This is a genomic window from Nostoc sp. NMS4, assembly GCF_017115095.1.
Lineage (GTDB): Bacteria > Cyanobacteriota > Cyanobacteriia > Cyanobacteriales > Nostocaceae > Nostoc.
On the sequence record NZ_JABXKI010000077.1, the window covers coordinates 26,176 to 38,327 of the forward strand.

Sequence of the window (12,152 nt, forward strand, 5' to 3'; positions counted from 1 at the left end):
TTTATGCTGTTAGAGTTAGCGATTGCAGATGCCTACGGTGCAGGTTTTGAATATGCAGACGAAATGATCGTTAACAATGATTTGAGTCGATACGTCGAACATCCGCGTTTTCGACTCAATCCTGGCAGCTATACTGACGATACTCAGATGAGCATTGCCATCGCGGAAGTGATTGTCGCTCAAGCGCCGTGGACACCAGAAGTTTTAGCTGATAGTTTTGTTACAGCTTTCAAACGCGATGAGAGAGAAGGTTATTCTCGAAGCTTCTACTATTTTCTACTAGAAATTCAGGATGGGGAAGAGTTTTTAACGAAAATTAACCCTGATAGTGACAAAAGCGGGGGAGCAATGCGTGCAGCACCCATTGGTATCTATCCCACACCAGAAAAAGTCATTGAGGCGGCAACAATTCAAGCGGCAATTACCCACAATACACCCGATGGGATCAATGCTGCCGTTGCGGCTGCCTTAATCTCGCATTATTTTATCTATCGACTGGGAGCAAAACGTAAATTAGGACAGTTTCTGGAAGGTTATGTATCTGGAGAGTGGAATAAACCGTGGGAAGGTAAAGTCAAGTCTAAAGGCTGGATGAGTGTCAGAGCAGCGATTACTGCGGTGATGCGAAATGACAGCATGAGCGAACTTTTACAAGATTGTATTGCTTTTACTGGGGATGTGGATACAGTAGCTGCGATTGGACTGGCTGCTGGTTCTTGTAGCGAAGAAATTACACAAGATATTCCTAATCATCTTGTCACAGGCTTAGAGAATGGAGCTTACGGTAGAGATTACCTCATCAAGTTGGATAAGCAGTTAATGAGTTTGGTGGGTAAAAAGATCAGCTAAATCTAATATATGATGACAGACGCGATAAATCGCCGTCTCTACAAAAAATTTATTTTTTTATTTAAAGATTTACGTGCAAGGCGTTCAATTAGCGATCGCATTTTACTCAGGCTACAATCTTTAGGGACGCAGTTATGCATCCCTAAAGCAAATTGCTGTAAACCTTTAGAAGGTGAAAGTTGTTCTCAGCGTACCGATAATTGCATCATCGTTATTGCTGTTTTGACCAGGAGAGGTCAACCAGATTACACCAGGGGTGATTGAGATGTTATCTGACACGCGATACTTGTAAAAGCCTTCAAAGTGATAAGGTATATCATTACCAGTACCAGCAAAACCTGGTCGGTTAAAGGAATAGGGTTCAGCACCAGCAAAAATCCCCAATACGTTACCCTTTTTACCGAAGTCAGGTAAGGCTACCCCAAGACCGTAACTCCAAGCTTCATAATCATCACCAAGACCAAAGCCTCTGACATCGTGGTAAGAAACGAAGCCACTAATTGAAAGTTTGTCGCTGGGTTTGAAGGCTGCTTCTATACCGTAAGAATTACTAGAAGATGCGTTGAGAGTACTAAGGGTGTTAGCCTGATTAGTACCTACGACGCGGCTAGTACTACCCAAACCACCACCTAAATCAAATAAATTACCACCTCCAGCACCATGATAACCGTGGACGTAGGTAGCACCGATAGATAAGCGATCGCCAAGACTCAAGTTCAACTGTCCAAGAGCTGCATAGTTACCCTCTAACAAACCTTGATTTGCCCCAGGATTATTAGCATTTGATGCCAAGTAGCCTATAGTCAATGAAGGTTTGAAAAAACTGCTAGCGCTACTAAAGGGTAAAGTCAGTGCAGCACCTGCACCACCACCAATCCGATAAATCGGACTTTCAGAAGCAAAGGTAGACAAAGCCCCATTACCACCATCAAAATCCTCAAAGTAAGGGTTGTTAGTGGCAACATAATCGCTATGAATACCCCCACTGGCCGCAAAGTAAGCTTGAACTGGGCCTATGGGTACGTAATAAGCCAGCCAGTCTATATTGACACTGTTATTGTTGCTTCCACCGTTGAGTTGAAATGTTTGTGTTCCTTCAGCAGTATTGAGCGCAGCACCACCATTCCCTACTTGATTAAAGGCTAGGGCATTCCCGGCTGCAAGACGGGTGTGTAAAACGTCTTTACCCGTAAAGCTGGTTTGCAAGTCTAAACGTACCCTATCTTGGAAGACAGTATTATTCACATCACCAGTATTATTGCCAAAAATATCAGTAACGGCAAAAATAGCTTCACCCACCAATTTTGTAGTAGTGGAAAACTGATTAGCTTCTAGTTCAGCAGTCCGGGCTTCTACAGAATCGACTCGACCGCGTAGAGTTGCTAGTTCTGCCGAGAATTCCTCTTGCAAACGCTGGAGAGTTGCTAAATCCTGTTTTGTCACCAAGTCAGTAGTTGCTGTCGCAATCAGTTCATTAACTCGATCTAAACAAGCATTCAAACCTGCGGCAAACTCATAACGAGTCAGTGCGCGATTGCCACGATAAGTACTATTCGGGTATCCAGCAATACAACCGTAGCGCTCAACCAGGGATTGCAAAGCTTGGAATGCCCAATCAGTTGGCTGTACATCAGAAAATTGAGAAACTGACGTAACTTGAGACACTGAATTCTGGTTCTTGCCTTCGCTGCTGTAGCGATTAACGTCTTCTAAAACCTTATTTTCATCAGTCTTTTGGGCAACTAATTGCTGATTAACTTTTGGTTGCTCTGTTTGAATAAATATTGAACTATTAGAAGCTTTTGGCTTTGTATCTTGAGAAGAACTTGCTAATTCAGCAGCCATAGCCCTAGCGGAAACTAATACCGTCACTCCCAAAACTACTGGACTTAGTACCAGAGTTTTCCACAATAGATGAGACATTTTTTATTTTCCTTTCCCAAAAAATAACCAAAATCAATTGGTTCAAGAAAAAGAGAACAAGTGATTATTCTACTTGTTGGAAATCTTATCAGATTGCTGTTACCTAAGCTATATATCTAAGATAATTTTTCTAAATCGGGAATTGTCAAGTTTTGCAGATAACTTATTTGCCACAAGTTGCCTTTATAAGTTAATTCGGCGCGATTTTGTGCTATACATCGACTTTAGCTTCTTGTTTTTAACCCTACTTTTTGGTAGAGTGCGCGTACTCTGTAAGAGTTGCAAGCTACGCTTTTAGCGTCTGGTAGGAAGCGTCATTACGAATTACGAACTTGTACTGAGCGAACGCGAGTGCGTCTCCAAGAGTTGTCGTTGGCGCAGCCTCTCGTAGAGAAGTATTACGAATTACGAATTACGAATTACGAATTATTTAAACCCTTGATTTAGGCAGGTAATTTTTCATAACTATCAGCAGTTGTTGTTTCTAATCCCAGAATGGGATACATATCTGGTGTAGATGTTCCGTGCATCGTCAGCAGCAGAGCGTCAATTAAGGCTTTAGCTTTAAGCAGCGTTTCTTGAAACTCCATATCTGGCTCAGAAAGGGCTATAATTCCGCCACCGATACCAATGGAGGTTTGATTGGGAGTCAAAACAGCAGTCCGAATGACAATATTCAAATCGGCTGAACCATTTAAACCCAAAAAACCGATCGCACCTGAATAGATTCCCCGCGCCTCTTGTTCTAGGCGATCGATAATTTGCATGGTGCGGATTTTGGGCGCACCAGTCATCGATCCTCCGGGAAATGCAGCCCGCACGCAATCCACCGCTTGCAAGTCTGAACGTAACCGCCCGCGTATTGTTGTCACCAATTGATGTACTGTTGGGTATGTTTCCACATCCATTAATTTTGGTACGTGGATGCTACCAACTTCACAGACTCGTCCCAAATCATTACGTAAGAGATCGACAATCATTAGATTTTCAGCCCGATCTTTTTCGCTGTTGCGTAGCTTCTCACGGAGGACGAAATCGGCTTCGGGGGTTTCTCCTCGTGGTAGGGTTCCCTTAATAGGCTTAGTTTCTACCCAACCTTGGCGATCGATCTGTAGAAACCGTTCTGGAGATGAGCAAGCGATCGCAATTTCACCAAAGCGCAAAAATGCAGAATAAGGAGCCGGATTGATTTTACGTAATGTGCGATAGAACGTCAATGGGTCAGGAGTTGCATCGGTGTAAAGCTGATTTGTCAGGCAAACTTGATAAGTTTCCCCTTCGTGAATTTCCTTTAGGCATTGCTGAATATCTTGAATATAATTTTGGTAAGTGCGACGCAAACAGAACTTAACTGGTTGACAATTTTCTGGGAGTACAAGAGAAAAAACAGGCTCTAGAGTTTCGAGTTGTTCTTGGATAGTATCAAACCAAGTTTCTACCTCTTCTGTTTGTCCTTTTTTGATTAATTGCAGCAAATAAAGACACTGTTCTTGATGATCGATTGCAATCATGCGATCGGCAAGTAAGAAAATTGCATCAGGTAATAATGAAGAATGCACCAATGACGATCCACACTCGGCTTTAAGTTCATAGCCAAAATAGCCAACAAATCCACAGTTAAAATCAAAAGGTAACTGATCAGATTGACAAAATCGGCAATCGATTTCTCGCTTCAAATACTCAAAAATACTTTCGGTGCGACGAGTCACAGTATTTGACTGTGTGATTATAATTTCTTGCGTTTGGGTATGGTATCGCACCAATAAACTGTTTATCCCACTTCCATCACCCATAAAAGAGAAGCGAGATAGACCGAGTTCTACACGGCTGCTATCTAGCCAAAAAGCGTTTGGTGCATCCCCAAACAGCTGTACAAATATTTGTTCTGTATTTGGGCAAATATCTAACTTGCGCGTATACAATTCAAACTTTTGAGGCTGTTTTTCGCGGGGTTTATTCATAACAGGAGTAACAGATCCATATCCAATCCAAGACTGCTTTTTTGGACTTCTTGATGATTTCTCTGAAAATTTCAGCGTCATATCTCGAAAGTTTGCTAGTAATTGTTGCCCATATTCTGTACAGATAGACTCTGGGTGAAACTGCACACCCCAAAAAGGTAGATGACGATGACGCAATCCCATCACCAATCCTTCTTCAGTCCAAGCAATTTTTTCTAGACATTCAGGTAGTTCATCAGCAACTAATAATGAGTGATAACGCACCACAGAAAACTGATTAGGAATACCTTGAAATAATTCCGAATCATTGTGATAAATCTTACTAAGTCTACCGTGTCGGACTTCTGGTGCATGAATTACTCTTGCACCATGTAGATAGCCAAGTCCTTGATGCCCTAGACAAACTCCCAACAACGGCACATTGACATTCTCAATTATTTGCCGACAGACTCCAAAATCTGCCGATCTTTCAGGACGACCGGGGCCAGGTGAAATCACGATGTTGTCAAATGCAATTTCTTTCAATTCATCCCAGTTAAGGCGATCGTTATAAATTACTAGAGGCAGTTCCCCGTTTACCTCAGCAATCATCTGGTAAAGATTAAAGGTATAAGAGTCATAGTTATCAATAATTAATGTTTGCATACATACTTAATTAACGGCTGTATAGAACATTTTGGCAATTAGAATAGCACTTAGATAATTTATCTGCTACTTTAAATTTTTTGGTTCTATATTTGTTAATAAGTTATGTTGTCACGCACTTTGCATGATTTTGGTTAAGCTTGTCACTACTGCCTGTAAAACATCCTACCATAAGGGATTTCCAAAAAATAAATTATCTAATCTTGTCGGGTGGACAGCATGGGACAAAGCACTCACGTAGAATTCCCTAAGTCTTGAAACAATATGTCTAAGTACAGCTTTACCTAAGTTCGTAGCGAATAGACTCCAACAAACTTTGCGTACCTCTGCGCTTCCCTCAGCGTTCCTTTGCGTTTAAACTCAAACCCTCAATTATTCACGAATTTACCAAAGGTCACATTTATGCAATAATTTCACTCGATTTTGTCCCATTTCTAGACTTTACCTTCTTGTTTTTCACCCTAATTTGTGGTAAATCCTTTTTATCTTTGTAAAAGTAACAGATTTCCACTAAAGTTGGCCATATTTCTAGAGAACCGTGAAATTGGCTAATAACATCATCGATAATTCTAGAAACATTTTGCTGAAAAAAGTCTGGTTCAAATCCATAAAAGACTCTCGATAAATTCTCAGCAAATAATACAAGTGACTGCTTACGTTCTTCATTATTGGTAGAGATTGAAGCTTTGACTACCTGTCTATGGATAGCAGAGATTTTTTCCAGGATTTCTTCAGAATCTTGTAAAGTGACTTCGCCAGAGTAATCAAACTTGATTCCCAAATCATCAAGATGATAAACACTGCTTTTAATCTTCCTTTTCAGCAAGCTACATATTTCTTCATTAAATAGTTCACTAGCTAAAGGATTACGCATATAGTTATTTCTAATATGGTTTTGGACAGCATCAACGTGTGCAGCTGCAATCCCTTCTTGCTGTATCCAAATCCTGTAGATATAATCCTCAAACCTGAGTCGAGTCGGAAAAAATGGTGGTAAACCTAGCTGGTTATCATATCCAGCGACTCCACAATCCATTCTCCAGTTTTTGTTAGTAATAACGGGTCGAAAATTGGTAAGAATATAAAAATCATTTAGGTCATTTGGACTAATTTGATTCTCATCATTGAGATACATGTGAATAAAATCAAGTGTATCGATATCATTGGTTCCTGTGCGAAAAGTTTGGGCTATTTTAACGATCGCATTATTTAATACTCTCCCTGGTTGCAATAAGAGGCTGTTCTCTCGAAAGTAACCCTTAGTTGTGTTCGTTTCTAAATCCATTGCTGTATCAAGAACCAATTCTCCAGCCTCAAAATTTTCTGGTACATGGCTAGCTTTTTGACCTAAAACATCACCAAAAGCTGTGAGTAAGTCAAAAGATTTATGGATGTAGCCGCCTTGTTGGTTGGACTTGATTAATTTTCCTCGACAGATTTCATCACCTGATAAAGATTCTGGGCTAGTTTCAATTAATGCATCTGGACGCATATCGTCATCTGCACTAACCATTAAATGACCAAGGGTATACATCAGGGTGAAGTTGCGATTTCCTCCATAACTAGGTCGGAATAAGTTTTTGACCAGTGATTCTAGCTTGCGATCGCGCAGTCTTTCGTTTAAAAATGTAATAAACTGCTCTTTCTGTTGGGGACCGACATAAAACACGTCATTGACTGTCTTAGTCTGCTCTAAAAGTGGATAATATTTCTCATGGTTGGCAATGCTAGAATCGTCAAAAACGATAATTTTTAAAGCATGACCATTCGCCCAGAAATTCTCATCATATTTTTCGATGGTCTGTGCTACATCTCTCAGTCGGTGAGTCGGAATAACAAATACTGTTTCTTTTTGTTTCATAAAATTTGTTTGGGTTTTTCAAACTTTGTTTAAAGGTTCTCAATCTAACAATCACTGCATCAATCTTGTTACAGATACATCAGGATTATTCAAGTAATTTAAACCGAGATGTCGCTACCAATTCCCAGTTTATTTTTACTATCAGCCAACTGCTTCCACAGTGCTTCTATTTGAGTAAAAGCTATTTCTGGTGATAGTTTCCCAGCAGTTTCTAAATTAGCAATGTAGCTAACTCTTTGAGCAAATTCTTGGAGGTTGGCATTAAATACTAGGTTATTTGGTTGAAATTTACCGTGATAGCGATCGCAAGGATAAAGAAAGCGATTTTTAGCTTCATAATTAGGCTGTACCATTAATTTACTCCTGATAAAAAACCTGATTGGCTATTCGCTGGTTGATTGCAGCGACTTGATATAATCCCATTTGGTAATACTGTTTTACAGAGAGTGACAGAATTATGTCCCTGGATGTCGTTATTTTTTGAAGCTTGGATAAGATTTGCATAACTAAGATTGGCATTTCTCAAATCAGTTCCTTCTATGTTAGATGCTGACAAATTTGCCTTTTGTAAATCAGCATTAGTTAGTAATGTATTCTTCAGGATGGCTCCAGTTAGATCGGCTCCTTGTAGATTTGCCTCCCGAATATCTGCCCACTCCAAATTTGCATAACGGAGATTAGCATTTTGAAGATTAGCTCTCTGAAGATTTGCCGATCGCAACTCAATTCTTTCTAAGTTTGCCCCCGAAAAATTAACTTCCGATAAATTACAACCAAAACATTTTCTGGTTTCTTTAAGCTGTTGAATAAAATGCTCTCGAAGCAAATTATTACTTTGATAAACTAAGGATGGGGTAATAAGAAACGCCATCAGAATCAAAAGTCGGAAAAAGGGATTCATAAATACAAACTCAAGTTTAAAAATGAAGAATTAAAAAATTATCTTCCTATGGCAATTTGGAAGGCTTCGGCAACTGGCCCTAGAACCAAAACAGGAAAAAATGTCAATGCTCCCAGAATTAAAATGGTGGCAGCAGTTACGCTAGTAAATAGTTTGTTATCTGTATTTAGGGTTGCGATTGAGGTGGGTACGGGTTGCTTGCACGACAGGCTATCTGCTAGCAACAACAAAGCAATAATCGGAATAAACCGTCCCATCCAGAGGGTCAATGCTGTTGTCAAGTTCCACCACAAGGCTGTCGGGGCGGGTTGGGTGTCTGCTAAACCTTCAAAACCGGAACCGTTACCCGCAGCTGCGGAGGCATATTCATAAATCACTTGGGTAAAACCATGAAATCCAGGATTGCTCATACCTGCAAGTTGGTCAGGAAAAGCTAAGGTAATAGCACTGGGCAGTAAAATTAATACCGGGTGGATCAGAATAATTACGCTTGCGAGGGTAATTTCTCGTTTCTCGATTTTTCGTCCCAAAAACTCTGGGGTTCGTCCCACAATTAAGCCAGTCAGGAACACTGCCAAAAACATATACACTACCAAAGAAGCGGTTCCAGTACCCATCGCTCCCCAGATTACTTGCAAAAACAGGTTGAGCAAAGCACAAAATCCACCAGATGGCATCAGGGAGTCGAACATTCCGTTAGCAGAACCAGTCATGGTTGCTGTTGTGGTAATGGCAAATAAGGCAGTTTCTGCCCAGCCCAACCGGACTTCTTTACCTTCCAAATTGGGCTGCTGACTACCCAACAGGGCATTGACGGCGGGATTGCCTTGATATTCACCGATCGCAGTCACACCAATTAAGATTACAAAAATGGCGAATACCATCCAAAATAATAGGCGAGTCTGTTTTAAGTTACCGATGAAGATACCGTAGGTGTAAAGTAATGCTGTGGGAATCAGTAACATTGACACCACTTGCAGCAAATTCGTGCCACCATTGGGATTTTCAAAAGGATGAGCCGAGTTGCCACCAAAGAAGGCTCCACCGTTTTCACCCAGCATTTTGATGCTTTCAAAGTGGGCAATGGGGCCACGAGCGATCGCCTGAGTTGCTCCCTCTAAGGTGGTAAGATTTACAGGGACGGCAAGGGTTTCGGGTACACCTCCCAACATCAACAACACCGTACTGACAATAGCCAAGGGTAACAATACTCGCGTCATCGAGCGAGTCAAATCCACATAAAAGTTGCCCAAAGGCCTACCTGTTAAGCCGCGAATGAAAGCAATTCCCACCGCTAATCCAGTCGCAGGTGCAACAAACATCAAGAAACCCAAAGCTGTTATTTGGCTCAGGTAGGACATTGTGGTTTCTGGCAGATAATGTTGCAAATCAGCAGCAACTAAAAAAGAAATGGTGGTGTGTAATGCTGTGTCCGAAGTGGGCATTCCTAAATTGGTGGGGTTCAACGGTAGTAAACTCTGAAACATCAGCAGTAGGAACGCGACAATTGCCATTGCTGTATTGCTGAGTAAAAGAGCGATCGCATAAGCTCTGCCAGTCATGCTCTTTTGTGGTTCAATATCTATCAGGAGATAAATTAAGCGCTCCAATGGGTTCATCACAGGATCGAGCCAAGTTTTGTGCATGAAAAATACTTCAGCTAAGTAGTGTCCTAAGATTGGGACTGACACCACAACTAGGAATAGGGTGAGGAATATTTGCACAAAACCTTGGATCATAATTGGCAAGTATGGGATAAAGCGATCGCTATCAGCATAGCGAGAAACTCACCTATTTAGGGCTGTAGTCAGAGCAATTAAGCGCTTGTTTTGTTAGAGCAGTGGTAGGATGTACTGCACACTTTAAAAAATAGTTATTGTTGAAAAATTGGCATTTTTCACAGTTATGTTGTTCTAAATGTTTGATGTTTACTATTTCGTCTTTATCTTGTGCCGCATTTTCTGGGGGATCTTCTAGTGCCTTGCAGACAGATGAAACCAGAAAAACGACAATTGCCCAAACAAGCATGAAGGAAATGTGAGCCAAAAACACTGCTACGAATGGGATATCTCCGTTATGTGGTTTTGTGTCACTATGGGTTGCCTTCACCAGGTTAGCTTCAATCAGGGTAGACTGATGAACACTTTTTTCGGCGGATACATAAAGTCGGAAAAGCTCCGAAGTATGCATATTAAAAACCTTTAGTTAGTCGAACTCAGATTAAATACAGTTAACGGGGCAGGGGGCATATTTTCTTTCTCTTGTCAGAAGCTCGAACTTCCCTCTACCTTTCTTTGGTCAATGTTCATCTGTCTAATAATATGTTGTGTAATTGAAAGTACTTGATAGTTCTGAATTATCTGAATTAACAGATTGAGTGTCTGTTGGTCGAGCTTCCAATAAGCAACTGTTGAGGGAATAATAAACAGAATGGATTTTTTTCAGAGTAACTTTGAGAGCGGGAATCATGATGGGATTGGTTGCTATTGCTAAAATGTAATCTCCGGCGAAAATACTAGGATTATCTGTTGCGGAAATGACTTGAGTTTCTCTTAAAACTCCGAGAAAAACGCATTGATTCGGTAACTGTATATCAGTTAAATGAATGCCGCAGTAAACGCTATTATCTTCGATGACAACACCAAATAGACTTGGTTCTAAAGCTTTTTTACTTTTCAACACAAAATATTTTTATTTAGCTCTAATAACATTGTCCAATACTTTAGAGAAAATTTGATTTTTCTCGGATATATTTTGAAAGTATATGAATTATATAGAGATATATTTATTGACTAGTTAAAACGGCATATATTTAGAGATATATTTTTGATATATAGCCCTAATTAATCATTCGATCAAAATGCTTTACAACAAGTATGACTCAGGTTTTAAAAAGGCATCGCTCCATACATATACCTGGTGTTAAAAGCTTGTAGAGCAAGGATATCAGCCGTCCATAGGTGTAGTTGTACCAAGCATTGCCTTAAGGATAGCGATCGCTTATCTCAGTAAAAACAATATCGTATCTAACTCAATAGCACTCAGTATTAACATCTAAAAATACATAAATATACAAGTAAGGCAAAGTCAAAAAAAATATAGTTCGAGTAGTGACACTTAAGTTCCTGAAGACTATAGTGATTAAATTAACTCAGCTTGCTCTGTAAGCAGATTCCTGATTGCTGCTTGTAAAGCTTTTAAGGAGTTGATTATATTGAAAATACAGCTTTACAGAATACGTAAAAAATTATACTTAGATTTAAAAATCTCGGCTAATTTTTTTTGTGCCTGAAAGCAGCAATACTGACGGGTTAATTATCTCAATTTTCCAAAACAATTAATTTAGGTAGGTAGAACTTATGGCAACTTTCAAGGGTACTAACGCTAATGATGTCCTCAGCGGCGGTATAAGCGGTGATATCATTTATGGCTACGAGGGCGATGACTTCCTCAGTGGTGGAGCAGGTAACGACACACTAGATGGTGGTACTGGTAACGATACATTGAAAGGTGGAGTGGGTAACGATACTTACATCGTTGATAGCACTGACGATGTTGTTAGTGAAGATAACGGCTCCGGTGGCGATGCGGGTGGTATTGATACAGTTAAGTCTTCTGTTAACTACACCTTGGGTAGCTACATCGAAAACCTGATCCTAACTGGGACGACACCTATTTTTGGCTATGGGAATGAATTAAATAATCTGATTAAAGGCAATATCGCCAACAATACCCTCCTTGGGAAAGATGGTAATGACACCCTCTATGGTTTTGAAGGAGACGATATTCTCATTGGGGAAGTTGGAAATGACAAACTGTATGGTGGTGAGGGTAATGACAGCCTCGCCGGCGGGGAGGGAAATAACAACCTATACGGCGATATGGGTAACGATTACCTCCAAATTGAGGGTTCTGGAAAAAACCTCTTAGATGGTGGTTTGGAAAACGATAAACTCTATCAGTAAACCAAAAAGTTTTTCCCCAAAGAGCGATCGCTAAAATACTGATAGCT

At 40.3% G+C, this 12,152-nt stretch carries 10 protein-coding genes; 2 read left to right on the forward strand and 8 right to left on the reverse strand.

The features are described from left to right. Window positions 1–3: 3 nt before the first annotated feature. Window positions 4–849 carry an ADP-ribosylglycohydrolase family protein gene (locus tag HWQ37_RS04565; RefSeq protein WP_292744360.1) on the forward strand — a complete coding sequence of 282 codons (846 nt, stop codon included), beginning with the start codon at window positions 4–6 and terminating at the stop codon, window positions 847–849. A gap of 165 nt (window positions 850–1,014) precedes the next feature. Here HWQ37_RS04565 and HWQ37_RS04570 read toward each other — a convergent pair whose 3' ends face one another. The 8 genes from HWQ37_RS04570 to HWQ37_RS04605 all read right to left on the reverse strand — a co-directional run bounded on the left by HWQ37_RS04570 (window position 1,015) and on the right by HWQ37_RS04605 (window position 10,822). Continuing rightward, window positions 1,015–2,772 (reverse strand): iron uptake porin, encoded by a 1,758-nt coding sequence (locus HWQ37_RS04570; protein ID WP_292744362.1) that lies wholly within the window; start codon window positions 2,770–2,772, stop codon window positions 1,015–1,017. 443 nt (window positions 2,773–3,215) lie between these two features. Next, a complete protein-coding gene (gene pabB, locus HWQ37_RS04575) occupies window positions 3,216–5,378 on the reverse strand; it encodes an aminodeoxychorismate synthase component I (RefSeq protein WP_292744365.1) in 2,163 nt (720 codons plus the stop codon). A gap of 400 nt (window positions 5,379–5,778) precedes the next feature. Then, the gene (locus HWQ37_RS04580; protein ID WP_292744368.1) at window positions 5,779–7,239 is read right to left on the reverse strand and encodes a hypothetical protein; all 1,461 of its coding nucleotides are present in this window, start codon (window positions 7,237–7,239) and stop codon (window positions 5,779–5,781) included. A gap of 98 nt (window positions 7,240–7,337) precedes the next feature. Further along, window positions 7,338–7,592: a DUF7219 family protein gene (locus HWQ37_RS04585; protein ID WP_292744370.1), complete on the reverse strand. Its 255-nt coding sequence runs from the start codon at window positions 7,590–7,592 to the stop codon at window positions 7,338–7,340. Next, entirely contained in the window at window positions 7,592–8,140 is a 549-nt protein-coding gene (locus HWQ37_RS04590; protein WP_292744372.1) for a pentapeptide repeat-containing protein, read from the reverse strand. The genes HWQ37_RS04585 and HWQ37_RS04590 overlap by 1 nt, the downstream gene beginning before the upstream one ends. Before the next feature lie 38 nt (window positions 8,141–8,178). Continuing rightward, complete coding sequence (gene kdpA, locus HWQ37_RS04595) at window positions 8,179–9,879, reverse strand: potassium-transporting ATPase subunit KdpA (RefSeq protein ID WP_292744375.1); 1,701 nt, start codon at window positions 9,877–9,879, stop codon at window positions 8,179–8,181. Window positions 9,880–9,931: 52 nt separating this feature from the next. Next, window positions 9,932–10,330 carry a hypothetical protein gene (locus HWQ37_RS04600; RefSeq protein ID WP_292744377.1) on the reverse strand — a complete coding sequence of 133 codons (399 nt, stop codon included), beginning with the start codon at window positions 10,328–10,330 and terminating at the stop codon, window positions 9,932–9,934. 123 nt (window positions 10,331–10,453) lie between these two features. Next, complete coding sequence (locus HWQ37_RS04605; RefSeq protein ID WP_292744378.1) at window positions 10,454–10,822, reverse strand: TrkA C-terminal domain-containing protein; 369 nt, start codon at window positions 10,820–10,822, stop codon at window positions 10,454–10,456. Between the two features lie 677 nt (window positions 10,823–11,499). On the opposite strand from HWQ37_RS04605, the gene HWQ37_RS04610 reads away from it, so the two are divergent. After that, on the forward strand, window positions 11,500–12,105 hold the full coding sequence (locus tag HWQ37_RS04610; protein WP_292744380.1) for a calcium-binding protein: 606 nt from the start codon (window positions 11,500–11,502) through the stop codon (window positions 12,103–12,105). Window positions 12,106–12,152 lie beyond the last annotated feature (47 nt).